Below are 26,643 nucleotides of genomic sequence, written 5' to 3' on the forward strand. Positions count from 1 at the left end.
TCACTATTAATTTCAAAAAAAGGAAAATAAATAAAATGCAAAACAAAGAAAACCAAAAAACAATCAACTTCAAAGACGGTTCCAAACTCATCTACGAATGAAACCCTGAAACAGGTGAAGCATTCAAAGCACAAATTAGCTATCCCGACGGCATAATAAAATATTCATCATTCTAATATTAATAATTATCTTCAATTTTGTCCCTTCCATCAATGCTCATTCTTCTTTTTTTCATAGTCAAAACAAAACCAAAATTAAATTAGCAGATTACGAAACCCTCCAACAAGAATGGTTAGCGACCCAACCCAAAATGAAAAGATATGACATTCCTGTTTTAAACAAAGAAAGCATCCCTGAAATCCTAAATTATTTTAAAATAAGTGTTGTTGGAAATAATTTAGATGATTCACGATACAACCCTTACAACCAAAACTACTTTCAATATCAAATCAAAAATCCACCAGATGGTTTATTAGCGGTTTATTTAAGAGCAAGAGATAACAAGTACATCACGATATTTTCTTACAAATATTAACTAAAAATTTAACGGATAAACAATTTGACGTTATCAGTTGGAGTCTCGGGGTTTCCCCAAAAGACGTTGAAGACAACGATAAAGTTATTCACTCCAACCAAGAAATTGCAGAAGAATTAGAAAAAAAATATAATAAAAACTTTTCTTTAAGACAGGTGGAACAAATCAAAACTCAAGCCATCGCTAAATTACAAAAAATATTCAAAAAAGGAGAAAATAACTAATGTTAAATAGAACCCAATTAATCGGCCGTCTAACAAGCGACCCAAAAAAAGAATTTTTAAACAGCAAAGGAGAACGAATTGCTAAAGTTGATTTCGACTTAGTTGTAAATATAAAAGACAAAGTGCAATACGTACCCTGCGTCGCTTTCCGAACACAAGCCGACAACCTAGCCCAATACACACGCAAAGGTTCTAGGATATACTCCGAAGGGCCAATCGACGTTCAAAAGTACACCAACAATAACAAAGAGACCAAAACATACATAAGAGTTGTTGTTAAACACATCATTTTCTTAGACCCTAAAAACTAATAAATCATTAATAATCCTTTTTTAACTTATGTCTTTTAATAACTTCCAAAAAAGCAAATAATAAAATATCAAAATTTCACAAGGTCCGTGCTAGCGGGCCTTTCTCTTTAACGAACACACAAACCAACAACGCTCGGCAAAAAAAATAATCAAAAAAAGAAATAGGTATTAAAAAATGCAAAACTTTAACAATCCAAGAATTATTCATTACTTCGATGAAAAAACTCAATCATTTCGTGAAAAATCAACTCCCCAAACTAAACCAAATCCATACACAGAACATAGGGCACTAAATCCTGATGGTTCTACTAATTGGTTAAGTTTTTGGACTTATAATGAAATTTGTGATGCCAACGGAAATAAATTGTTTCGCCGTCGTTTTACATCAGATAGTACTGAATAAAACCCAAAAATTGATTGGACGGACGATGGTACTTTTGACAGAACTTATGACGACAAAGGAAATGAGTTATCGAGAACTAAATATCTAAAAGACGGATAAAAAATTACAAAATTATGGAATCCTAATCTGGTAATTATATACTGCCCCAAAAACAAAATCCGCGATGTAATTATTCACGACGAATGTACAGAAAGATGTTCCAAAAAAACATTAAAGAAAAATTAAAAAATTTGCTATTCAAAATCAGACGGATTTTACTGAAATGGAATGTCATTGTTTAGAATATTTCCAAGAAAAAGATGCTTATAAAGAAATTAGATTTATTCATACAGAACAAGCACAAGATTTCAAATAAATAAGACCACTGAAAATAGTGGTCTTTTCTTTTAAAACCCCATTTCCTGATGATGTGCATATCCTGCGATGGGCTTTTATTTTAGCTTTTTATTATTTTTTAATAATTGTTTAATTTTATATTTTAGTAATTTAGCAAAGAAAAAAATAATCAGTTCATTTATATACATATTCCTCCTCCTTTTGATAATCCATGTTTTAATACAAAAACCCACACACCCTAGCATGTGGTGGGTATTTAACAATTTTTCTACTACACCCATCGCAGGATATGCACAGCATCACAAACATGCCAACAATTTCAGATAATAAATCAGAAAGGAACCGATAACATGAAAATTAAAAAAATACTATCTTTTTGTTTAAAAACCTTATCGTTTTATATTCTCGTTTGTTATTTTTGCTATCATACTTCTTCTATCTTTTCATGTTTATTTCGGTCATTCTTTATTTCTTACTTTGTAGATAAAATAATTGGTTATATTTTTTCAGATGAATTTATTTTATTGATTCTTAGGATGACGACAATATCTTTATAAAAATATCAAATTTTCTTAAATAAAAAAACCAAACGAAAGGCAACATAAAAAAAATGCAAAAAATAAAAAAACAAAGAAACCGTTACGCCGAAGACATCATAGAATACGACCCCACCACAGGCAACAAAACCAAATTAATCCGACACAGAAGAGGCGGCTCAAAACTATTCATCAAAGAATACCACCCTGAAACAAGCAATTTAATTCAAGCAATTTATTTCTATCCAAACGGTACAAAATATGTCTACATTTATGACTCACAAACAGGTCGCCGAATTAAACGAACTATTTACAACAAAGACAATACCATCAGACATAACCAACACTTCAATTAATTGCTAGACCCTTCAGGACATTTTTTTCCAACAAAAACAACACAACCACACTCGGGGAAAAAATAATAAATTAAAATTCAAAAAAAGGAGAATAAATAATATGAGCGACGGAATGTCAGAAGCATTAGGTGGAACTTATTTTTTAGACCGTTCCAAACAAAAAAATAAAAAAACCAAAAAACAAAGAAACCAAAATAACAACACCTCAACGAAAACAAACAAAAATAAAAATTAAGGAGAACCAAAACATGAATTTAGACAATAACCCAAAAGAAAGGAAAATTATGCAATTCAAACAATTTTTTCAAAAAATAAATAAAGACATTTTCTTAGGAACTATTTTAGTGATTCTTTTAACTTTAATCATCATTAAGGAAGCAAGAAGCTATAGCAATCCCCCACAAAACGAAAACAACACAATTAAAGTCGTCGTCGAACACAACCCTGAAACACACAGACCAACCAGAACAATCCATTACCGTGCAGACGGCAAAACAATCGCCTCCATCACTGAATACGACAAAGAAAACAAACAATAAGACTTTTTCAAAGGTCTTTTTTTCTACCCAAACCCACAACACAAACACGCTCGGCTAAAAAAAAATAAAAGGAGTTGATAATTATGCAACCTAATAAAATAGATATTCTAGATGTTGCCACTTATTTAATCCAGCATCAAAACAGAAACGATTACGCACCTTTTAAAATCCAAAACTTAGCTTTTTGGGTATATTCCAAATACCTAATAGATTTTAATTACCCTATGTTTAATAATGACTTTCAATCTTGGCCTTATGGTGCGGTTTCGCTGAAATTATACAACACTTTATCCCGAGAAAAAACCCCACTAAACCCTCATCACAAAATTAAAAAAAATTATGATGAAAATATTTTTACCCAACAAGAAAAAGAAATTATGGATTATATCATAAAAAAATATGGTTCAAAAACACGCAATGCAATAGCCACCATAATACAAAAACCATATTCCATTTGGTGCAGATGTTATATATCGCAATATTTTGCTTTAAATAATATTCCTGATAAACTTATTCAAAATTATTATTCACGACAAAACAGAAAAGTATAATTTTTATAAAAAAACCCAAAAAAGAGAAATAAAAAATGAGTGCGAGAAAAAACAAATACAAATGTCTTCCAACTGAAGCAGAAATAAGAAAAATACATAATTTAATCAAAAATTCAAAAGGAAAATCCCACATTCGTAGGAAGAAAATGTTTTGGCTCTTATAAATCCAATAAACAAATAAAAGGAGAAATAAAAAAATGAACAACCAACCAAATTATGGAGAAACCAACATGAAAGAAAATAAAACCTTTCATCATGACAACGGAAACCCCTGGTTAATTTACGAATATCACCCTGAAACACTAAATCCAATTAAGCTAACAGAGTGTAATTTAGAAGGAAAGCCTCAAAGAATTACCGAATGTGACCCCCAAACAGGAAGAAAGGTGAAAAAAACTGCCTATAATTTTATCTGCGGATTGGATTACATCAAATATTACGACCGCGAAACAGGAAAACCCACTAAAATAATCCAATATTATTCCAACGGAAAAAACGTTTGGTATGTTACCGAATGGCACCCCATCACAGGAAATTTAATTAGCTGTATTTTTTACAATAAAGACCGCACAGTTTCAAGTGCCGCCCAATGGCACCCAATAACAGGTCAAATAATTAAATACAATGATTATAATAGTGCCGCGGTTTTTAACATAGAACCCGAGCAAGCGATTCATCAAAAAAATCTAGACAACGAATCGAAAGCAAGAATATAATATGAATAAAAATACTATTGCTGAAACTTTTGCTGGTGCTGGCGGTTCTCATTTAGGGTTTATTAATAATTGTTTCGAAAGCGTTTATATTAATGAATTTGAACCCAATTGTATTCAAACTTTGAAATTAAATTTTCCTTTATTAGAAAAAAATGTTATATAGACCCAAGAGATATTAATGATATCTCAATTAATAAAATCTCAATTATAAATGTTGATGTTTTATTTGGTGGTATTGTTTGCAAAGGATTTAAATAACTCTCTTCAAGTTTTTTTAAAAATTTCCGATGCGTTCCGTAGATAAAAATATTCAAATCCAAAAATGAGAAAAATCTAAGAGCCCTCAAGGGCTCAGATAAAGCATAAACCTTTTGAGGGAAAAAATAGAATAGAAAAAGAACCCCCCCAGTTCCGCACAACCCCCCTTTTTTTAGAAATCAAAACCCTTCTTTTTCAATCACGACTGGACTAAAACATCCTTTTTATCCACCAACAGTGCTTTAAATTTACGCACAAGCTTAATAACCAAAGTAATAACTGAGGCTGGTTATAGCGATTAAACAAACAATTATTGAAAAATAATATTTATTTCATTGAGTAATTTTGGTCACAAATATGTTGTAATATGTTACAATGATTTTTGTAATTGACAAAAAAATATGGAGATAATCGATGTCAGAAACACAAAAAATGCAAAAATTAAATAACAAAATAATATTATTACAAAATATGATTTCTCAAATTAAAATCATTGATAAAGAAATTGTTTTTAAATTAGTTAAACGTTTTTTCAAAACTCTCAATTTATTACCATCCTAAGAACAATCAAAATCAACCGCAGCACTTATTACTATTGGCTAAAAAATCAAGAAAAGAAACGATTACAACGCGAAAACTACCTTTTACAACAAAAACGCATCCAGGCTTTATGTTCTCGTTATCAATATTTTTACGGATATCGCAAAATCACTCATTTATATCAAAAAACTTTCAACGAACACATCGCCAAGGAAAAAGTGTATCAAATTATGAAAGAAAATAATATTTGCTGCCGTTTAAGAATAAAAAAAGTCAAACGTGCATATAAAAACAACTTAAAGCCTAAATTAAGTGTAGCACCCAAACTTATCAACCGCGATTTTATTGCAACCAAACCACTTCAAAAATTATTTACCGACATCATATTTTTCCCAACTCCTGAAGGTTTTGTTTATTTTTCTGCAATCATTGACTCTTTTAACAATCAAATAATCGCCTCCCACACCTCAAACCGCCAAGACAAAGAGTTAATTTTAAATACAATCAAAAAATTACCCCCACTAAAAGACCCTTGTGTTATTCATTCCGACCGCGGCACGGTTTACCAATCGCTCAAAGTGAAAAATAAACTAATTAAAAAAGGCTTTTTAATCAGCATGTCCCGCAAAGCAACCCCACGCGATAATGCTGTGATTGAAAACTTTTTCGGCCAAATGAAAAGTATTTTATTCAACCAACATCCGTTTTTATTTCAACAAGAACCACACGAAATTAAAAAAATTATCCATCGCTTCCCTTCTTTTTGGAATAAAAGATGGATGTTGGCTAAATTAAATAATTTATCACCTTTAAAATATTCTCAATCCTTCAGATAGTATTTTAATTAATGATAAAATCAACTACAACTTTTTTAAAAAGAGGTTATTTCACTGTACATTTTTTTGAGCAAAAATACCCTTGCAAAATCACAAAACATCAAAAAACGTGATTATTTTGTAAAAAAATTAACACCCTTTCATTTTAGACTAGCGTTTTCGATTTTTTTTGCCTCTTATATAGTGAAGGGATAAAAATATATCTTTTGAAACGAGCAAAATATTAAAAAACTTATGGACGATTTTGGTTTAATTAATTTGTTTTGTTGATTTGAAAAGATATGAAATTATCTATTATTTTTGTAGTTTTAAAGAATAATTTTTTAAAACAAAAAATGTCTAAAAAACATCATCTCCCCAAACTATTAAAGAAATTGAAAAAAAATTCGGCAAAGGAAGTATAATGAAACTCAATGATCAAGGTTTTAAAGGATTTGAAGTGATTTCCACCGGTTCTTTGGTCCTTGATATTGCTTTGGGAGTCGGAGGTTTTGCTAAAGGCCGTATTGTTGAACTTTTTGGCCCTGAAAGTTCTGGCAAAACAACTTTAACTTTGCATGCTATTTCAGAAGCTCCAAAAGCAGGCGGAAACGTTGCTTTTATTGATGCTGAACATGCTTTAGACCCTATTTATGCTAAATCGATTGGAGTCGGACATTAATAATTTATATTTATCGCAACCAAATTCAGGCGAACAAGCTTTGGATATTGCTTTGAAATTAATTTCTAGCGGCCATATTAGTTTATTAGTTGTTGATTCTGTTGCAGCCTTAGCACCTGAGGCAGAACTTGCGGGTGACATGGGAAGTAATTATATTGGTTTGCAAGCAAGGGTGATGGGACAAACAATGCGAAAACAATCCACAATTATTTCTCAAACAAACACAATTGTCATTTATACTAATCAATTAAGAGAAAAAACAGGAGTTGTTTTTGGTCATCACCGAATATAACCCCAGGAGGGAAAGCATTAAAGTTTTTTGCTTCTGTTCGGTTAGATATTCGAAAAACTGACACTATTAAAGAAAATGGCGAAATGATAGGCATTCGTTCTAAAATAAAAGTTGTGAAATCAAAATTAGCCCCTCCATTCAAAACAGCTTTAGTAGACATTATTTATGGTAAAGGAATTTCTAAAGCAGGAGAGGTTTTAGAAATAGCTACACAATTAAATTTAATTCAAAAAAATGGCTCTTGGTATAGTTATAAAGGCGAAAAAATTGGTCAAGGAAGTGATAACGCTAAAAAATATCTTATCCAAAACGTTCAAATTTATCATTTTTTGCTAAACGAAATTAAAAAACAATATCATATTAAGAAATAAGTGGCGGCAGGTTAAAAAGAGGTGTCATTGTTCTTTTTTTAATTTTTAAAAGTTTTTATCTTAATTTGTCAGTTGTTTGGAAATTAAAAAAACCTTATTTATCTAAAAATATTTACTACATTCATAAAATAAACTAATTAATAGCGAATGCTCCCAAATATTGGGGTTTTGAATAAGTAAAAGTATTTTTCCAATGATGAAAAGCAAAAATTTCTTCCTAAATATTTACCATACTCACAAAGTTCAATAATTCCATAATTTAAATTTCAATATTTAAAAATTTGTTAGTTGTTTGGAAATTAAAAAAACCTTATTGATCCAAAAATATTTACTAAATTCATAAAAAATAAAATAATTAATAGCGAATGCTCCCAAATATTGGGATTTTGAATAAGTAAAGGTATTTTTCCAATGATGAAAAGCAAAAATTTATTCCTAAATATTTACCATACTCACAAAGTTCAATAATTCCATAATTTAAATTCCAATATTTAAAAATTTGTCATTTGTTTGGAAATTAAAAAAAGATTATCAATCTAAAAATATTTACCATATTCCAATATTAAAACATTTATAGTTTTTTTGAAATTAAAAATCCTTTTTTTGTGAATGAACCAAAATATTGGGGTTTTGAATAAACAAAAGTATTTTTCCGATGATGAAAAGCAAAAATTTATTCCTAAATATTTACCACATTCATAAAATGAAATAATTAATAGCGAATGCTCCCAAATATTGGGATTTTGAATAAGTAAAAGCATTTTTCCAATGATGAAAAGCAAAAATTTATTTCTAAATATTTACCACACTCGCGTTTCTTCTAAATTATTTTTTTTGGAACCATTTTGCATATTTTTTCCTTTATTGTCTTTGTAATATTTTTTTGAATAAAATTATTAAAATAATTAAGTTTTAGTTTTTATGAAATTTTGAAAGTTTTTGGAATGATGTTTATTGAGTTTGTGGAAAAATGCGAAACTCATTGTAATTTAAAAAAAGAAACTAATGAAAAAATAAAAAGCGTCCTAATTTTTTCAGCATCCCAGTTGTTGTTATTTTAAAAAAGAAAAAATTATTATAAATTACTTAATTTGGAATCACAGAAGGGGGATTGTTTTTTATTATTTTAAAAAATTAGTTAAAAAAATCTATTTAATAAAATTAAAAAAAGTTTAAAAAAGATTTCAGTTTGATCCTTCCGAACAATGTTACTTTTGGAAAAAAACAAGCATTTTTTTAAAAGTTTCAAAAGTAAAGAAAATGAATTATAAGAATATATGATAATTATACCATGAAATAAATATATTCTTTCATTTTAAAATTACAACAACTGAAAAATGAAGATAAAATTGAGACCAGATTTCTTTTTAAAAATCCAAAACAATTGATAATGTGTGTGTGTTTTTGCTTATTTCCTGTTGCCTTTGAAGAATTAGAAAATATTTTCAAAGCAATTGAAAAATTAAAATAAAATAGAGAAAAGATGATTTTAAAAATTAAAAACAATTAATAACGTTTTTTCTTCCAATTGTTTCTCTAAACATTCATCATTATGATTAAAAAATAATTTTATTTTTAAATTCAACCGAAAAATGATTAAAAACAACGGGCTTAAAGAATTTTAAAAAATTAAAAAAGGATATTAAATGTTTCAACATCCAATCAAGTCAAAAAAATAAAAAAAATTCAAAGTGATTGAAAAATGAAAATCTACTTGCCATCATTTTTTTTGAAAAATAAAAAAACAGTCACCAAATAATTTTAAAAGAGTTTTAAAATATTTATAATCATTAAAACATAACAGAAAATATATCTACTTTAGTCTCAAGAACTGAAAAATTAAAAAAAACTGATAACACCAAATTTTTTTATTTCTTCTGATGACTCACTTTCAAAAAAATTATTTTTTTGGATCAAGTTCATTAGGTGAAAAATTTTTCACAATCAGTTGAAAATTTTTGCAAAAATAATCTATCCCTGAAATAATAGTTAAAAAAGTTGCTAAAAGTAAAAAAACATCTCCAATTTTATTTATATGTCTAAATATTTCTTTAATGGATGGAGGGATTCCTTCTGTATTCAAATATAAACCAAAAAAAAGGAAAAAAATAGCTAAAAAAGTAAATAAAGTTTTGGCTTTGCCTAAAAAAGAAGCCTCAACCACAACTTCATTTTCAGCAGCCAACATACGAACACCCGAAACCAAAAACTCCCTAATAATAATTACCATCAAAATAGGAAGGAAAAAACGCTTCTCAATAAAAAAGTTTTTTGGGATTGTTAAAAAACGAAATTGGCAAAGATAAAAAAGAGCGATAATCACGAGCAGTTTATCAGCAATCGGATCAAAAAATTTACCAAAAACTGTTTGCTGTTTATACTTTCTAGCAATATAACCATCTAGATAATCAGTGAGTGCGGCTGCTATAAAAATAATTTGAAAAATTAAAATGAATTTCCAATCATACTCATCAAAAGACATTAAAGGCAAAAGAACAAAAATTAATAAAATACGAAATACGGTCATTAAATTAGCTAGCAAAGGAAACACAAAAAAACCTACTTTCAAACATTTTTTTCATGTAAATATTCGCAAAATTACAAAATGATTGGATTAGTCAAATTCAAATTGTTTGCAAAAATTTATTTCTAAACATCAACGCTACCATTATTATAACAATTATTGTATTCGAAGAGAAAAAATATTATCCACAAAAGACAATCAAAAAAATTAAAAATATTTGGAAGAGAAAAAATTTAACATCATCAACGATACTTTTTTGACTGAAAAAACTAAAATAAGCTTTTTTTACTTTACAAATCGAAAATTTACAGGTATAATAATTTTGTATTATTAAATTTATATTGTTAGTTGGCGGTTGTGGCGAAGTGGTTAACGCGGCGGCTTGTGGCGCCGATATTCGTGGGTTCGATTCCCATCAGCCGCCCCAATAATACAAAAAAGATAAAACTAAGGCCCATAGCCAAGTGGTAAGGCAACGGACTTTGACTCCGTGATTCGCTGGTTCAAATCCAGCTGGGTCTGCCATTTTTTTTAAACCTTACAAAAAAATTTAAAAGCGGGTGTGGCGAAATGGTAGACGCACTAGATTTAGGATCTAGCGCTTGTGCGTGCAGGTTCGACTCCTGTCACCCGTACCATCAAATATTTAAGGGATATGATGTCAACGGTAGCATAACGGTCTCCAAAACCGCTCGTTCGGGTTCGAATCCTGATATCCCTGCCATTTCAAAAAACAAAAAAGATAAATAAGATATAATGGGTTTTGAGTTCATCAAAGCTTTTTTTATTTGGGTTCAATTTAAAAATTTTTTTTATTATAAAATCCAAGATGATAAATATTTTTAAATTAATCAAAACTTCTGTTGTTTTAAATTTAACCGAAATAAAAACACTAAAAAATTAAAATCTTATAATTAAACATTGAAGACTGACTTTTTTAAGTTAGTTTTTTTATTTTTTGGCAAAATTTTTTTCCAAAAATGAAAAAAAGATCATAATTTTAATTTATTAGTAATAATCAAAAATAGTTGTTGAATGAAGTGTTTTTAATTATTTTGAAGTTTGCCCAATATTCTTAAATGTGTGCATAAATTTTGCATAAATTAATGCTTCCTAGATAATTGGATAAAGCTTGCTTTTGTTTTATATTTTATATTGCTTTTAAGTTAAAAATTTGGTTTTTTGAACTAAATAACAAAAAAATATTAGATATAAAAAATGAAAAATGAAGCGGTTTAAAAAATAAATTTAGGATTGGGTTGTTGAAAAAATTAGCCTTCTAGCTTGAGGGCTTTAAGTATTGCAAAAAAATCTCTTTATTAAATTTTTGTTGTTGATAATTTTTTTTAATAGTTATAATAATAGTAATAATAGTAAGTTAATAAAAAGTAATGTTTTAGAAAATGATAACAAATATTTAGGAATAAATTTTTGCTTTTCATCATTGGAAAAATACTTTTGTTTATTCAAAACCCCAATATTTGGGAGCATTCGCTATTGGATACTTTTGTTTTTTAAAAAAATATAGAACTTACTATAAAAAAATGAAAAATAGAGCCGTTTTAAAAAAATAAATTTAGGATTTTCAAAAACTTATGGATACTTTTTATTTTTGACAAAAATATAGGATTGACCGAAGTGTTAAGTTTTTAAAAAATTTCAAAATTTTAATCAGTCTTTAAAATTTAAAATCAGTGAAGTTTTTGCGTATCTTTTTAGAATAAAAAATAATTTTTAAATTTTGGCGAAAAAAGTTTTTCAACTGCAATATTAGAAAACATTTTAGTTGGTATAAATTTTTAAAACAATTTTTTAAGTCAGTCTTTTTTTTCTTTTGGAAACTTAAAAAAATAATTTTTAAATTTTGGTGAAAAAAATCAAAAAACATTACAGTCATAAATTACAAAAATATCAAAAAAATATTTTGCAAATATACACAAAAGAAACAAAATCATCAAAAAAAAGATCGCAACCCCACTAAAATTATATTTGGAGTTGATAAAAAATAAAAAAGCCACAAAAAGCAAAATGTGGCATTATTTTTTTGAAAAAAGATATTAGAGTACAATTTTGTTGGTGAAAAAATTTAACTTATCTGTTTTGATAATTTTTTTGGCTTGAGAAATTATTTTTGTAAGCTTGTGAGATTAATGTTTTTTTGTTTGCGGCAAAAATTGAATACCCAAGATAATTCGTAATCGCAATTAAATGAAATTAAAAAAACCAGCAAAAATTAATTTATTTAATAAAATTTTAGAATTTTTTAATCTGAAGAAATTAAAAATTATTAAAATATTTGTAATTTGTAAAGAAAAACCAAAACAAAAGTTATCTACAAAAGAAAACAACTCAAGAATTTTAAGTTAATTAAAACTTTTTTTGTTTTGGTGGAATTTAAAGGGTTTTTGTTGTAAAATTAAAAAATAATGAAATTTTTAATTAATTAAAGCTTTTTTTATTATTTTAATCACGATTAAAGGTTGACATTTTAATATTTTTTTGATTAAATACAATTGTAGATGAATATTTTATTTAGTTAAAAAAAGTTATTTTAATTTAAAAAAAATTAAAAGTAGGAAAGGGGGTAATTTTTTTGGACATAAGCGGAATGTTTAATCAAATTAAGAGTCTTATAGAAGCAAAGCCATTAATGTTTTTGGGAACTCTTTGCATTTTTTTCCCAGTTATTTTATTTCTCTTAATAAAATTAATTATTAAATTATTGTTGTTTATCTATTATATAAATTTCAAAATTGCTAACCTATTTAGTAATTCTACAAACTCTCAAAAAAAGAAGAAAGATGATGATCAAAATAATTTACCAAATATTTTAATCAATAATAGAGATTTAAATTCTAATTTGGATTCTAATTGTTTAATTAATTTGAAATTAATGGAACTAATGGCAAAAAAAGAAAATAATGGCCGTTTGCAAACTGACTTCTTAGAAATAAGACAAAAAATGTTAGAAACACAATTCAATCAAAAAATTTTTGAAATAGAAATGAAGCAAAAAATAAAAGATCTAGAAGAAAGTAAAAAACAAAATAACATCGCTCAACAACCAAGAAAAAATTACAATGAAATCCCTGACGCTTTGAGGAAAATTTTAGAAAAATTAAACAACGTTGAAGAAATGCAATTTGAAATTTTAAAAGACTATACTCAAAAAACTCACTATGACTCCAAAGACAAAACATTATACGTTCATCCAGAAGACTTTTTGCATATGAATAAAGCATTAATGGAAGAAAAATACAAAAAATTAAATTGAATTGACCATCACTTTATTTAAGTGATGGTTTTTTTATTGGATAATTAACCTTGGTTATTTCAATGATAATTATTAATTGGAAGATATTTTGTTGGTTTTTCAAGATTTTTATGTATTTTTAATTTTTTTTATAAATTTTTTATAAAAAGATAATGTATAAGAAAATAAAGTAATTTTTGCAATATTAAGCACGAAGTTCAAAAATTCTTTAATTGTTTTATTTTTTTGTCAATTTTTATTCCTGAAAAAAATTAATAAGTCAAAGGGAAATAACAAAAGATAAAAATAGGATAATTAATCAAAAAATTCAAAAAAACTAAAAAAGGATAAAGTTATTTTTTAGTTTTAAGAGTTTTTTTATTTTTTTTAAAGTTTGCTAATAATAACATAAATTGTTGTAATAAATAAAACAGCGGCAGCAACAGATGCAACAATAATTTCTGTAATGTATTGTGCTATAGCGCTTTTAGCTTTTTCAGGAACGTCTTTTTTAGCTATTTCAACTTGTTTATGTACTTCTCCTCCTAAACCATCAAACATATTTTGAGCTAATTTAGTAGCGATTGTATCTAAATCTGTGGCTTTTTCTCCCAAAGCTATTGCAAATATTTTAGTAAAAAAAAGATGTCTTTTAAAAAAATTTGTAATTGCTGGAAGTCTCTTTTGTGGGTCATCATTGGTAAAGGAGGAATCAGTTTGGGCGTTAAGGGAAGGTACTTGTATTTTATTCAACAATTTACTAAACCAATTTTTTTTATCTTCTGTTGTTTTGCGGTTGAATTCATTTGCCTCATTTATTTCATTCAAAATAGTTTGCAAAATAGCTTGATAAACATCTGCTAAAGATTTTTGAGAATCATCTGATGGATAAAAATAAGATTTTAGTTTTGTAAACCAACCTTGAGAAGGTTTTAATTGGTCTAAAGCTTTTTGAAAATCTTTGTTTTTTAGGAGTTCGTTAGCTTTTTTATATCTTTCTTCAGCATCTTGCCAAGTTTGGGATATTTCGGTGTCTTTATTTTCTTGAAAATATTTTTCTTCAATTATTTTATTTCTATTTGTATCTACTTTTTCGAATTCTTCTTGGGCCTCTACTTGCTTCAAAATAACTTGATAATCTTTTGCTAAAGTTTGTAATTCACCTAAAGCTTCTTGAAATTCGTTGTTTTCTAGATGTCCATTAGCTTTTTTATATCTTTCTTCAGCAGCTTGCCAAGTTTTGGAGTTTTTGATTGCTTCATTTTTTTGAAAATATTTATTGTCAGTTATTTGTTTTTTGGTTTCATTTACTTCTTTTAATTCTTTTTTTAAATTAGTTTGTAATTTTTCTTGGGCTTTGTTTTCTAAGTTTTTTTGGGATTCTTGTTGGATTTTTGCTTGTTTTTCGGTTTTTTTCACTTGATTCAAAATAGCTTGATAATCTCCTTCTAAAGTTGTTGTTTTAAATAAACCTTTAGAAACTAATTCATCTAAAGCTTCTTGAAATTTGCTGTCTCTTAGACATGTTTGAGCTTTTTCATATCTTGTTTCAGCAGCTTGCCAAGAACCTTTCCAATTTGTGGATATTTCGGTGTCTTTATTTTCTTGAAAATATTTGTTTTTAGTTATTTTATCTCTAATGTCTTTTGCGTTTTGGAATTCTTCTTGGGGTTTGTTTTCTAATTTTTCTTGGGCTTCTACTTGATTCCAAATAGCTTGATAATCTTTTGCTAAAGTTTTTAATTCATCTAAAGTTTTTTGAAAATATTTGTTGCTTAGATATTCGTTAGCTGTTTCATGTCTTTTTTCAGCGTCTTTCCAAGTTTTGGAGTTTTTGATTGCTTCATTTTCTTGAAAATATTTTTTGTCAGTTATTTGATTTCTATTTTTTTCTACTTCTTGTAATTTTTCTTGGAGTTGGTTTTTTTGTTGTTCTACTTGATTATTAATATCTTTCTGAATATCTTGATAAACAGCTAATAAAGTTGTTGTTGAAAGACCGAACCAACCTTGAGGAACTTTTAATGCGTCTGAAGCATTTTTAAAATCTTTGTTGTCTAAATATTCTTTGGCTTTGTTATATCTTATTTCGGCACCTTGCCAATTTTTGAATTCTTTAGCTTCTGCAGTTTCGTTATTTATTTGATTTCTAATTGTTTCTACTTCTTGTAATTCTTTTTTTGTGTCAGTTTCTAATTTTTTTTCTTCAGCTTCCACTTGCATCCAAATACCTTTATAAATGTCTACTAAAGCTTTTTTAGGAGTAGGCGAAGAAGCAGCCGATTCAGAAAAATAAGATGAAACACGAGATGCAACATTAGATATGGTTCTGACTACCATATTTCGAGAATCTTTTAATTCTTTTAATTCATTTAATTCATCTAAAGCTTCTTGAAATTTGTTGTCTCTTAGACATGTTTGAGCTTTTTTATATCTTGTTTCAGCATCTTCCCAAGTTGGAGACTTTTTGATTGTTTCGTTTTCTTTAAAATATTTATTGTTATTTATTTGATCTATAATTTTATCTACTTCTTCTAATTCTTTTTTGGCGGCAGTCTCTAATTTGTTTTGGGATTCTTGGGAGTTATTTTCTATTTCTTCTTCTCTTTCTACATATGTTATTTCTAGTCTTGTATCTGGGTTTCCAGAATTGGTATTATTTTTTATAAGGATGTTTTTAGATCTATCTTTTTTTCCATTTTCGTTATCCCCTGAAACCGCTGCATAAACTACCGATTTTTTTGAATTTTGGATTTTATTAAAAAAACAAATACTATACAATGCTATAAAACAAAGCATAATTTTGTTAAAAATTTTTCTTACTATTTTAAAATTATTCACCTTAGTCTCCTATCTGTAAACATCTTTTTAGTTTTTATTTTGATTATCAGAATTATCATTAAATAATTAAAAAAATTTTAGAAATTTAGAAACTGAAAGATAAATTTATTGAATTATATATTATATATAATGTTTACTTAATTATTATAACTATTTTTAATTATAAAATCAAGCATTTAAGTTTTTTAATTAATGGTTCTTTTGGAATTTTTTTCGTCTTTTGCTATTAATTTTTTTAGAAAGTTTTTATTTTTATATTTAGTATAAAGTCTTTAATTCTTTGTTGTAAGATGAAAAAACTAAAATATGTTATAATTTAATAGAGGTTATAAATATTTTGTATTTATATTTGTTTTTTATTAGTTTATTAGTAAAAAAACCTTAACTGTTTAGAAAAAATAAAATTTAAAATGACTAAAAAAATTAAAAAATTATGATGAAAGAGAAAAAAATGAAGAAAAACAAGACAATCACAAATATCGATGGTATACTTTTTCAAAAAATGATTATCAACGGAGCTGTTAATTTACACAATAATTATCACAAAATTGATAATTTAAATGTTTTTCCAGTTCCTGATAGAGATACAGGCACCAACATGAAAATCACTATGATGTCAGGTGTTGAAGCTATCAAAAATTTAAAAAATGATTCAATTGTTGAAGTTTCACAAATTTTATCAAAAGCTTTGTTGTTGGGCGCCAAAGGAAATTCAGGCGTTATTTTATCGCAATTTTTTGCAGGAATGGGAGAAACTTTTGCCAAATTACAAAAGAACTCAATTCACCTTGAAGAATTTATGCAATCTTTGGAAAACGGTTATAAAAAAGCATATCAAGCAATTATTAAACCAACTGAAGGGACTATTTTAACTGTTTTTCGACTGGCTGTTGAAAAAACAAGCGAACAAAAAAATAAATTTACATCTATAATTGATTTAATAGAACTTTTTTTAAACAACGCTAAAGAAGCTTTAAAACAAACAACTAATTTATTAGCAGTTTTGAAAAAAGCTGGAGTAGTTGATAGCGGTGGGGCTGGTTTTGTGGAAATCTTAAAAGGTTGGTTGCACTTCTTCAAAGAAAATCAAATGATTGAATTAAAAGATACATCCATCAAAACAGAAACCGCTCATCATATTCATCATTTAGGAGAAGTAGATATTAAATACATTTACTGCACTGAGTATGTTTTTGAATTAAAAAATAATGATTGTGACACCGAAGAATTAGGAGCTTATTTTGAAACAAAAGGTGATTCTTTAGTATTGGTCAAAGACGAAGAAATCTTGAAAATACACATCCACACTAACTGTCCTGGAACTATTTTAGAAAAACTTTTAAATTATGGAAATTTAAAAATTAGTAAAATCGATAATATGAAAGAACAGCACCAAAAAATCATCGATGAAAAACCCACTTCAGAAAAAAAACAACATTCTTTGATTGTTTTTGTCAAAGATGCCAAAATGGAAAAATTATTAAGTGATTTTGAGATTAATTATATTATTCCACAAAAAGATTTTACAAAAGAAGCGTTATTAAAAGTAATTAACCAAATTGATTCTCCATATATCTTTATTTTCCCTAACAATTTAGAAATATTAAATGAATTGAAAAAAAATACTATTCTTTCCCAAAAAGATCAAAAAATTATTATTGCACCAAGCAAAAACATTGCTCAAACATACAGCGCTCTTCTAGCATTTGATCCATCATTAGATTGGGACCAAAACCAAGAAATGATTGAAAACACAATTAAAAACATTCAAATAGGAGAAATTATTGCTGCTGATAAAATGAATGAAAAGCTTGCAATAAATAAAGAAATCGATATCGCAAAAGAAAGTTATTTATCCATTTATGAAGGGGAGGTGGTTGCTGCAAAACCAAACAAATATGAAGCAATCAACACTCTTTTAAAAAAAATGATTAAACCTTGTCAAAGTTTTTTAACTATTTTTTATAATTCTTCCGTCACAAACACTCACGAATTAGCTGAAATTGAAAAATATTTGAAAAAAAATTACGATCACTTAGAATTAGAAATTCTTGCAAATGAAGGAGTGGAAGCTGCTTATATTTTATCATTAGAATAAAAAAAATAAAAATGGTCTTCAAAAGATCATTTTTATATTTACCGCGGGTATGACGGAATGGTAGACGTGCATGTTTGAGGGACATGTAAGATTTTTCTTGTATGAGTTCGAATCTCATTATCCGCACCAAATCTAAATTTTAGACCCTTATCTCTTTTAAAAAGTTGTTGTGGTTTTGAAAAACAAACAAAAAAATAAAATTATTAACTATTTAAATAATTTTTTTCAATAACTGATAAATGATGCAAGACATATTTTTTCAAAAATCTTTTATAAACTTATTTTAAAAATATCAAAAAAAGCAATTCTTCTTTTGATAAAAGATTGCTTTTTTTGATATTTTTATTTTTAGGAGTAACTATTATTATTTGGAATAAAATAAATTTACAAAAAAGAAACTGAATTTTTTATTTGGAGCGGGCGAGGGGAATCGAACCCCCGTCTCATGCTTGGCAAGCACGTATAATAACCACTATACGACGCCCACATTTTGTTAAGCAGTTCTTTTGGTGCCCTTAACAAGAATTGAACTTGTATTTCAGCATTACCATTGCTACGTTCTACCATTAAACTATAAGGGCTTTCACGTTCCTTATTATTATATCATTAATTTTATAATTGTCAAAGTTTTTTTCACAATACAAAATTAAAAAAGCAATTTGGCAATAAAAAAATAAATAAAAAAGCAAAAAAACTTGACTAAAAAAAAAAATAGGTTATAATATTAAATAGGTTATCAAACCGAAACATTGTAAAAAGGAGTTATTATCAATAATGCAAGATCAAAGACAACAAGGAACATGTAGATGGTTTTCTGGAGACAAAGGATACGGTTTTATCGTTTCTGCAGAAGGCAAAGATGTTTTTGTTCACTACAGTTCTATTCAAACTGAAGTTCAAGGAAGAAGAACATTAAACAAAGATGATAAAGTTGAGTTCAGTATAAAAGAACACGACAACAGAATTCAGGCAGTAGACGTTGTCGTAATTAACGACAGAGAAGAATAATATTTGCAATTTAACAAAAAAAAGATTAATTTCTTTTTTTTGTTGCATTAATTGCATTGTGATGTTTCGTTTTTTAAGATGGATTTTGTTTTATTTTTTTAAAAACTTGCAAACATTATAATAATACAAACAAAAATTAAAAAAAATCAGATTAAAAAAATTTAGAAAATTTATCAAAAAAATATCTATTTTTATATTTTTACTAAATACAATAAGATAAGTTTAATTTTTTTCATCAAAAAATTAAAAAACAACATATTTTTTTACACAACTATTTCATTTTTTTAATGTTAGAAGAAAAATATTTCTTATTGATTATTTTTGTCATTCATACTTGTGATGGTTTTTAAAAAATTTTTTTAGTCAAAAGGTAAAAATTATTTTGAGTTTAAAAAAACTTTTTAAAAATAAAAAAATAGCTAATATTTAGGAAAAGATTGTATATTTAAAATTTTAATGTTGATTTTAAAAGTTAATAAGATAAAATAAAAGTATGGGGGTGTTTTTGGGTTTGCCAGGGTCATCAAGGTTTATATTGCATATCTTGGTTACGCAAGTAAAAACGTCGAGGTTTCTAATAACTGGAAAACAAACAAATTCTGCTTCTGAAGGTGATCAAATTTATAATTGGGTTCCATCTCAAAGCAGCCAAAATTTACAACAATTAGCTTTTGCTTAAAAAATAGCAAAACCCGCCTTAAATTAGCTTAAAGATTTAAGGGCAGGTCAAAAAAGTTAGGCTTGCATCATAAGTTTGCCTTTGGCTTTTGATAGCAAATTATACAAAGACTCGTAATTTATTTTTTTGTTTGTTTTAAAATAAGTTATTAAAATATTAAAATAAACTAAATATGTAGAATTTATAAACTAAAATGGCCTTGCACATGGGTTCGATTCCCATCATCTCCACCAAAAAAAACATAGTAATTATTTTTCCCAAAGAGAATTTTTCTAGGAAGTTTCTTTTTTGGAAAAATCATAAAATTTCGTTAATTCGTTAATTTTATCAATAATTTTATGGATTTTAACATAACTATTATCATTATAAGCAACATTGCCTATTAAATGTTTATCCAATTGCGAAAAATTATAATTACTACTAATAAAAACAGGGAGTTTCCTTTCTGCACGATAATACAAAAGAGGCAATAAAATCTCATCGCGAAACCAAGGGTTAATGTTTTCAGCGCCTAAGTCATCTAAAAATAAACAATCAGTTGTTTTTAATTGATAAAACCTTGTTTCTAATAAATTACTATACACAAGAGCTTTAAATTTACGTGTTAAATTCGGCATAAAAAGAAATAGAACAGAAATTTCTTTTTGAAGCAACTGTTTGGCAAGAGCTTTCAAAAAAAACGTTTTACCTGTTTTAAAAGAACCACAAAGATAAAAACCCTTGTTTACTTTATTAAAGTTTTTGATAACTTTTTGCATTTCTTTATAAACTTGTTTTTTAATTTCGCTATCAACTATTAATTTGCTTAAAGAATATTGCTCTAATTCCAGCTCACTATCAAATAAAGCATTTATTTTTTTACAATTTTCTTGGAATTGCATTTTGTTAGATTGCACAGTAGGAACCAAAACAACCCTTGGAAAGGGCTTTTTTTTTAACTCTGGACGAAAAAATGTTTCATTTTGATGTTCTTTTGTTTTGTTTTTATAATAATTATAATAAGTTAATAAATCATCATCATCAATTTTAAGATCTTTTGTTTCTGGATTTTGAGCAAGTTTTTTTCTTATTTCTTTTTTGATATCTGATAAAGACATTAAAACTTCTCCTTTATAATTCTTGTTTAGAATTATTTTTATCTTTATTTTTATAATAAATAAAATAACTGTAAAAAAATATTAATAATTTTTTTGTCATTATAAATAATTTTTTTTTTAAATTATTTATAATATTTCAGTTGTATAAGACAACTTTTAATTTGAAAATTATTTTTTAAAACTTCAAATATTGCAATAATTATAATTTATTCAAATTCAAACCATTAATTAAAACCTTTAAGTTTTGATGGTTTTTTTGATTTCATTTAATTACTTAACTTTAAGTATTCAATTTTTAACATAAAAAAACACATTAACCTTTCAAACTTACAAAAAAATGAATCGGCCAAAACCAAAAAATTATCAAAATAAATAAGTTTTTTTACCAACAAAATGACAAACGAACATTTTTGTAAAAATGCCACATTCTGATTTTTTATGGTTTTTTTGTGAGTCTTTTGCTAGTTAAAAATAAGTTTTTGTTTGTTCTTTTCTTAATGTGGGAGGCATTACAAATATTTAATTATGCCAAACTACTTATTTGATTTTTTATAATTTATGTCCTTAATGGTTTTTCTAAAAAAAATTATAAAAAATGAAAATTGTTTTGAATTTTTAAAGATTTTCTTAAAAGTGCAAATATCTCTCATTTTTGCAACAGTTAAATTTTTGATAGCTGATAAAAACATTGGAAATCTTTAAAAATTCATAAACAAATTAAGATTGCCAATTTTTTTTAATTTCGTCTATCCATTTCGGTTTATCTTTTGGTTTTTTAAAGTTGACTTGCTTTTCGGTTTTTTCTTCCATTAAAAAATCATAAGCTGTTTCTGCATCTAAAATACCTTTTTGGGACCACGATTTTAAAGTTTTTTCTAAATAAACAACTGAAGGCAAAATACCATTATGATACCTTAAAATATAAATTAATAATGCGTTAACTAAACCTATTTCTAAATCATTTCTTTCTAATAACTGAAAAACGGTATCACTTGCAATGGTTTGATTACTTTTTTGACAATAACCTTTAATAATTCTTTGAGTTGCATTAGGTTTTTTTAAAAAAGTAATCATTTCTTCTTCGTTATAGCCTGTTTTTTTAGAAGAAATAATGATTTGTTCTTTATTATTTTGATGATAATTTTTTTTGACATTTAAACGTAACTTGGATAAATCTATATCATTAGGATTAGGAAAAGTATTTTGATAAATTTCTGCTATTTTTTGAGGAGTTAAATTATAAACTAAACTTAATTTATTAATAAAGTCAATTGTTTGCGACTCTACTAAAAAAGTTTTTTTAAAACGTTCTGGCAAGGATGATAAAAATGCTTCATAATCAAAGTTGCTTTGCAAAAAACTCTTATCAAAAGGGTTCATGGTTTTGTGTTGTTGAATATTTTGGTTAAAATTGATTTTTTCAAATTGATATATATCATCAAATTTTTTGCTAATATCTTGAAAACCTTCTAAATTGAGGGGCTTTAATAAAAAATGGCTTTCCAAATGAAAATAATTTTTTTCACCCATCTCACTTAATAAAAAATCACCTAAAAGTGGGTCTTGCAAAAAAGCATTACTTTTATAAGGAGGAAAAACCAAATAAATTGTTTCCCGAGGATTTTCTTTTTGATAAGTAGCCAATAAATTAAGTGCTTCTAATTTTTCTTTTTGTTCTAAAAAAACATCTTCTGAAATAAAAGCGATATCAAATAAAAATTGATGTTGATATTCGAAATTAGCTTTTAAAGACAATAAAATATAATAAATACTTAACGCTTGAGCACCTATTAATGGTTGATAAAGTAAACTAAGAGTTTGATGGTCTTCAAATGATAAAGAAATTTGATTTTTAATTTTAAATAAGGTAAAACGATTGCTTATCATTTTATAACCTCTTTTTTTATTTAATTGGCTGACATGAAGGACAAAGATAAGTTCCCCTGCCACCAACCTTGATTTTAATAATATTTGTCATGCAAACAGTGCAAGGAATTTTTTGTTTTCCGTGAACTAAAAGATGGTTTTGAAACGAACCTTTAGTTCCTTCTTCTGGTTCAAAAGTACTAATACTAGAGCCACCAAAAAAAATTGCTTTTTTTAATACTTTTTTAGCAATTTCTAAAATATTTTGAACTTGTGATGGGTTTAGATCGCAAGCTTTTGTTTCAGGATGTAATTTAGCTAAAAATAAAACTTCATTAACATAAATATTACCCAATCCAGAAATTATTTTTTGATTTAATAAAACTTTTTTTAAAGCTGTTTTGGACTTGACTACTTTTTGATAAAAAGTCATAAAATCAATTTCAAAAGGATCTGAAGCTAGTTGATTGAGGGTTGTTTTAGTTAAAAAATCTTTTTGATTTTGCACTTCAAACCTTCCAAATTTACGAAAATCATAATATCGCAAAGATAAATCATTATCAAAAAATAAAACAAAATGTTCAGTTGCTTCATGAGGATTGGATGCAGGTTTAAGAAATAATTTTCCTTCCAACCTTAAATGACCGATTATAACAAGTTTTTGAGTAAGAAAAAATAATAAAAATTTGCCTTTTCTTTGAATATCTAAAATAGTTTTTTCTTCTATTTGGCTAAAAGCTTCGAAATTTTTAATAACCGGAGCATAAAAAACTTTTGTTTTGATGATTTTTGCACCAATTAGTTTAGATTTCAAAATATTCACAATAATTTGGACTTCAGGCAATTCAGGCATAAATTTAACTCCTTAAAATTATATAATTGTTGAAACATAAGAAAAAAATTTAAAAAGAGATTGCAATATTAAACTTTTAAATCTAAATTGTCTTTTATGAAAACATTTAATTATTTTTATTTTGCTTCAAATTATAAAATAATTTAAAAAAACAATTTCGGAAGAAGTCAAAAATTTAATTAAAAAAACAAAAGAAGCAAAAAGGGAATTAATTTATATCAAAAATTCAATCCTTAAAATGATCATAAAAATTGATTTTGATGTTTTTGTATCATGCCCACAATGTTTTTTCTAAAAATTTTTTTAGATAAAATTGAAAAATTATTTTTAATCCTAAATTTTTTTAAAAGTAAAAACCGAATATGAATTTTTGAATGGCTCAATTATTTAAAAAATGAAAAAATCACAAAAATGGAAAAATTAAGATAACTTATCAACAATTATTTTTGAAAAAAATTTAAATAAAAGACCGTTGGCAGTTGTTTTTAGCACTTAAAAATCTTCCAAAATCAAAATTGCCTTAAAAAATCTCTAAAAAGGGGTTGCAAGCTTTGGCAATTAAAGGTATGTTTTGCTTTAATTGATTAATTGGTTTCAAATGACGAAACAATTGTAAAAAAGCGATTTTTTGAAGGTCTAAAATATTTGCTTGCAAAAATAAAAACAAAAGAGATAAAGGATGTTTCTTTTTGTCTAAAAAAGGCAAAGAAAAACAAAATATTTTTCTTTTCCAAAAAGTTTCTAAATATTGATGTTCTTTGATTTGTTGCAATAACTTATCAAGGAAACAAGTTATATCGCCATCAACAGTTAAATATTGATTAATAATTATATTAGCATTAGAAAGAGATATATTCAATTCTTGAGCGATATCGTTAATCATATCATCAAAATAGTTGGGCAATGAAAAATCTTGACGGTAATTGGTTGTGTCAAGGCCGAAAAAAGTTATTTTTTGTTGTTCTTTCATTACTTGGTTTTTAGAAGCAAAAAAAGCTTTGATTTTTTTAACATTACCTAAAAAAGCTAATGTTTTTAAAGTAACTTTAGGGAATTCGTTTAAAAAAGGTTTGTTATTAAAAAGATAATACGGCAATGATGTTTGGCAATTTTCTAATTTAGCAAAAACAGATGCTAAAGGTAATTCTATTTCATGAAACAAAAATAATTGGTTATTTGTTTGAAGTAGTTTTAAAACGTGCTCTTTGCTTTGGTGAAATAAAAAAGCTTTGATGGCAGTCTTTTTTTCTAAATTAACATGATTGAGTTCATAATCTCCTAAAAGATCTGTTTTCGTTAAAAGATCAATTAAATTATCGCTTTCCAAAGGAAATAAAAGATAGGCTGCTGGCAATAAATCAAAACAAATTCCTTCAATTATTATTCCTTTATGTTTTAAAAACAACTGTGTTTGATAAGTATTAAAAACATTTTTAGAAAAAGCAGGATTTTTGAGATAAGAAATAAAAAATTGATTCGTCAAAGCAATATCAGGATCAAGGAAAAAATTATGATTGCTGCCGCAAGAAAAACCAATTCCTAAAATACTTTTGTAATGAAGGTCAAATTCAAAATACAAAGACCATGTTTGCTCTTCGGTAATTGTTTGAATTACATGTTCTAAGGCTTGGTTTTGGTCAATATTTTGGTAAATAAAATTTTGAGTTAAATCTGGTTTCAAAGAAGTGTTGGGGGTTATTTTTAACCTTTTAAAATCCATCTCTTGATAAAAATCTTGTAGTTCAAAAGATGACATATGTTTTATTTCTGTTTGTTCCAATTCGAAAGGCAATGGAACTTTGGTATCAATCGTTGTCAAAATTTTAGATAGTTTTAAATCTTCCATACAATTATTAATTTTTTCTTTTAAACTTGGTTTAATCGCATCTAAATGAGAAAGTAAATTATCTAAATTATCATAAGTTTGCAACAAATTTTTGGCTGTTTTAGGACCTATTCCTGCAACACCTTTAATATTATCGGAAGAATCACCCATTAAAGCTTTATAATCGATCATTTGATATTCTTTCAAACCGTATTCTTCTAATAAAGTTTCGGGATTATAATGTTTAATCAGTTTTAATCCTTTTTTAATTAAATAAACGCTTGTGTTTGTATCTACTAATTGCAATAAATCTTGGTCGCTTGAATAAATAGAAACTTTTATGTTTTTGTTGCTGGCCATTTTGGCTAAAGTACCAATAATATCGTCTGCTTCAAATTCGGCTTGAAAATGATGCTTAACCCCTTTTAAAGTTAAATATTTTTTAATTAAAGGTATTTGATCAATTAATTCTTGAGGTGTTTCTGGTCTACCTTTTTTATAATTGTCATACATTTGATGCCTTTTGGTTGGATGATGCGTATCAAAGGCTACTAATATATAATTTTTTGTTTGTTCTAAAATTTTTTCAAACATTTTAATAAAAGATAAAAGGGCGTTAGTATAAACACCTTTTTTATTTTGCAAAAGTTTCTTTCCGTTATTAGCGGTTGCATGATATGCTCTAAAAACAAGCGAATTGCCATCCACCAAAACTAAATGTTGCATCTTTTTCTCCTTTTTGTTATTCGAGGGGGATTATGAAAAAAAGAAAGTTGAAAAAACTTTCTTTGAATTGTTATTTGAATGTGAATTTGTTTCTTCATTATTTCAAGTGATGGAAAAAAGATAAAGGGTCTTCTTGTAATTTAATAATATCTGCATCAAAAATTTTTCATTTGTTTAGCTAACTTTTTTTGCTGTTCTAACAAAGTCATCAATTGAGAAACATCGCTTAATTGATTGAAAGAACTTTAGCAATCCGCATTCTTCTGCGACCACTTAAAGCAATTAAACGCGGTTTTTTACGTTCTTCTTTAGTCATACTTTGGATTAAAACTTCAAATTTTTTTAAATTATCATCGTTAATCCCTGAAGAAAGTTGTTTCATTTTATTGCCTAATCAGGAAATAAAGC

18 protein-coding genes, 7 tRNA genes, 1 other RNA gene and 3 pseudogenes are annotated in these 26,643 nt (G+C 26.6%); 20 read left to right on the forward strand and 9 right to left on the reverse strand.

The window, feature by feature from the left end; genetic code table 11:
- Nucleotides 1–169: 169 nt before the first annotated feature.
- The 11 genes and pseudogenes from SLY_RS05360 to recA all read left to right on the forward strand — a co-directional run.
- Nucleotides 170–508: pseudogene (locus SLY_RS05360) on the forward strand (hypothetical protein); the annotation flags it as partial.
- Nucleotides 509–758: 250 nt separating this feature from the next.
- Complete coding sequence (locus tag SLY_RS04340) at nt 759–1,070, forward strand: single-stranded DNA-binding protein (RefSeq protein ID WP_015638329.1); 312 nt, start codon at nt 759–761, stop codon at nt 1,068–1,070.
- A 175-nt stretch (nt 1,071–1,245) separates the two neighbouring features.
- Entirely contained in the window at nt 1,246–1,473 is a 228-nt protein-coding gene (locus tag SLY_RS04345; protein WP_015638330.1) for a hypothetical protein, read from the forward strand.
- Between the two features lie 946 nt (nt 1,474–2,419).
- Nucleotides 2,420–2,701 (forward strand): DUF2963 domain-containing protein, encoded by a 282-nt coding sequence (locus tag SLY_RS04350; protein WP_015638332.1) that lies wholly within the window; start codon nt 2,420–2,422, stop codon nt 2,699–2,701.
- A gap of 100 nt (nt 2,702–2,801) precedes the next feature.
- On the forward strand, nt 2,802–2,936 hold the full coding sequence (locus SLY_RS05760) for a hypothetical protein (RefSeq protein WP_015638333.1): 135 nt from the start codon (nt 2,802–2,804) through the stop codon (nt 2,934–2,936).
- Between the two features lie 13 nt (nt 2,937–2,949).
- Nucleotides 2,950–3,240 (forward strand): DUF2963 domain-containing protein, encoded by a 291-nt coding sequence (locus SLY_RS04355; RefSeq protein ID WP_012358912.1) that lies wholly within the window; start codon nt 2,950–2,952, stop codon nt 3,238–3,240.
- Nucleotides 3,241–3,323: 83 nt separating this feature from the next.
- Nucleotides 3,324–3,791, forward strand: coding sequence for a Panacea domain-containing protein (locus SLY_RS04360; protein ID WP_041784413.1), 468 nt, complete (start codon nt 3,324–3,326; stop codon nt 3,789–3,791).
- Between the two features lie 197 nt (nt 3,792–3,988).
- Complete coding sequence (locus SLY_RS04365) at nt 3,989–4,507, forward strand: DUF2963 domain-containing protein (RefSeq protein WP_015638336.1); 519 nt, start codon at nt 3,989–3,991, stop codon at nt 4,505–4,507.
- Nucleotide 4,508: 1 nt separating this feature from the next.
- The gene (locus SLY_RS05705; protein WP_148284444.1) at nt 4,509–4,670 is read left to right on the forward strand and encodes a DNA cytosine methyltransferase; all 162 of its coding nucleotides are present in this window, start codon (nt 4,509–4,511) and stop codon (nt 4,668–4,670) included.
- 509 nt (nt 4,671–5,179) lie between these two features.
- Nucleotides 5,180–6,141 (forward strand): annotated as a pseudogene (locus SLY_RS04370) (IS3 family transposase).
- 364 nt (nt 6,142–6,505) lie between these two features.
- Nucleotides 6,506–7,465, forward strand: a pseudogene (recA, locus tag SLY_RS05955) (recombinase RecA).
- Nucleotides 7,466–9,365: 1,900 nt separating this feature from the next.
- Here recA and pgsA read toward each other — a convergent pair.
- Nucleotides 9,366–10,016, reverse strand: a complete 651-nt coding sequence (gene pgsA / locus SLY_RS04380; protein WP_012359243.1) for a CDP-diacylglycerol--glycerol-3-phosphate 3-phosphatidyltransferase — start codon at nt 10,014–10,016, stop codon at nt 9,366–9,368.
- Between the two features lie 324 nt (nt 10,017–10,340).
- Between pgsA and SLY_RS04385 the strand changes: the two genes are divergently transcribed.
- The 5 genes from SLY_RS04385 (at nt 10,341) to SLY_RS04410 (ending at nt 13,263) form a co-directional block, all read left to right on the forward strand.
- Nucleotides 10,341–10,416, forward strand: a tRNA-His gene (locus SLY_RS04385).
- Between the two features lie 23 nt (nt 10,417–10,439).
- Nucleotides 10,440–10,514, forward strand: a tRNA-Gln gene (locus SLY_RS04390).
- 31 nt (nt 10,515–10,545) lie between these two features.
- Nucleotides 10,546–10,627: transfer RNA gene (locus SLY_RS04395), tRNA-Leu, on the forward strand.
- 11 nt (nt 10,628–10,638) lie between these two features.
- Nucleotides 10,639–10,713: transfer RNA gene (locus SLY_RS04400), tRNA-Trp, on the forward strand.
- Between the two features lie 1,884 nt (nt 10,714–12,597).
- Nucleotides 12,598–13,263 carry a hypothetical protein gene (locus SLY_RS04410; RefSeq protein WP_235043269.1) on the forward strand — a complete coding sequence of 222 codons (666 nt, stop codon included), beginning with the start codon at nt 12,598–12,600 and terminating at the stop codon, nt 13,261–13,263.
- A 366-nt stretch (nt 13,264–13,629) separates the two neighbouring features.
- Here SLY_RS04410 and SLY_RS04415 read toward each other — a convergent pair whose 3' ends face one another.
- Nucleotides 13,630–16,083, reverse strand: a complete 2,454-nt coding sequence (locus tag SLY_RS04415; RefSeq protein WP_015638350.1) for a hypothetical protein — start codon at nt 16,081–16,083, stop codon at nt 13,630–13,632.
- A 451-nt stretch (nt 16,084–16,534) separates the two neighbouring features.
- Between SLY_RS04415 and SLY_RS04420 the strand changes: the two genes are divergently transcribed.
- Together SLY_RS04420 and SLY_RS04425 are read left to right on the forward strand one after the other, a co-directional pair.
- Complete coding sequence (locus tag SLY_RS04420; protein WP_041784415.1) at nt 16,535–18,181, forward strand: DAK2 domain-containing protein; 1,647 nt, start codon at nt 16,535–16,537, stop codon at nt 18,179–18,181.
- Between the two features lie 43 nt (nt 18,182–18,224).
- Nucleotides 18,225–18,310 (forward strand) — tRNA-Leu (locus SLY_RS04425).
- Between the two features lie 283 nt (nt 18,311–18,593).
- On the opposite strand, the gene SLY_RS04430 is transcribed toward SLY_RS04425, so the two are convergent.
- Together SLY_RS04430 and SLY_RS04435 are read right to left on the reverse strand one after the other, a co-directional pair.
- Nucleotides 18,594–18,668, reverse strand: a tRNA-Gly gene (locus SLY_RS04430).
- 20 nt (nt 18,669–18,688) lie between these two features.
- Nucleotides 18,689–18,762: transfer RNA gene (locus SLY_RS04435), tRNA-Thr, on the reverse strand.
- A 193-nt stretch (nt 18,763–18,955) separates the two neighbouring features.
- On the opposite strand from SLY_RS04435, the gene SLY_RS04440 reads away from it, so the two are divergent.
- A complete protein-coding gene (locus SLY_RS04440; RefSeq protein WP_012359247.1) occupies nt 18,956–19,189 on the forward strand; it encodes a cold-shock protein in 234 nt (77 codons plus the stop codon).
- A gap of 495 nt (nt 19,190–19,684) precedes the next feature.
- Nucleotides 19,685–20,101: a transfer-messenger RNA gene (gene ssrA / locus SLY_RS05160) on the forward strand.
- Nucleotides 20,102–20,140: 39 nt separating this feature from the next.
- On the opposite strand, the gene SLY_RS04445 is transcribed toward ssrA, so the two are convergent.
- The 5 genes from SLY_RS04445 to SLY_RS05710 form a co-directional block, all read right to left on the reverse strand.
- Nucleotides 20,141–20,965, reverse strand: a complete 825-nt coding sequence (locus SLY_RS04445) for an ATP-binding protein (RefSeq protein WP_015638353.1) — start codon at nt 20,963–20,965, stop codon at nt 20,141–20,143.
- Nucleotides 20,966–21,682: 717 nt separating this feature from the next.
- On the reverse strand, nt 21,683–22,852 hold the full coding sequence (locus SLY_RS04450; RefSeq protein ID WP_012359249.1) for a replication initiation and membrane attachment family protein: 1,170 nt from the start codon (nt 22,850–22,852) through the stop codon (nt 21,683–21,685).
- A 16-nt stretch (nt 22,853–22,868) separates the two neighbouring features.
- Nucleotides 22,869–23,684: a DNA-formamidopyrimidine glycosylase gene (gene mutM / locus SLY_RS04455; RefSeq protein ID WP_012359250.1), complete on the reverse strand. Its 816-nt coding sequence runs from the start codon at nt 23,682–23,684 to the stop codon at nt 22,869–22,871.
- 520 nt (nt 23,685–24,204) lie between these two features.
- A complete protein-coding gene (locus SLY_RS04460) occupies nt 24,205–26,235 on the reverse strand; it encodes a 5'-3' exonuclease H3TH domain-containing protein (RefSeq protein WP_015638356.1) in 2,031 nt (676 codons plus the stop codon).
- Nucleotides 26,236–26,461: 226 nt separating this feature from the next.
- The gene (locus SLY_RS05710) at nt 26,462–26,617 is read right to left on the reverse strand and encodes a hypothetical protein (protein ID WP_081475354.1); all 156 of its coding nucleotides are present in this window, start codon (nt 26,615–26,617) and stop codon (nt 26,462–26,464) included.
- Nucleotides 26,618–26,643: the final 26 nt, after the last annotated feature.

Source organism: Strawberry lethal yellows phytoplasma (CPA) str. NZSb11 (assembly GCF_000397185.1).
Lineage (GTDB): Bacteria > Bacillota_I > Bacilli_A > Acholeplasmatales > Acholeplasmataceae > Phytoplasma > Phytoplasma australiense.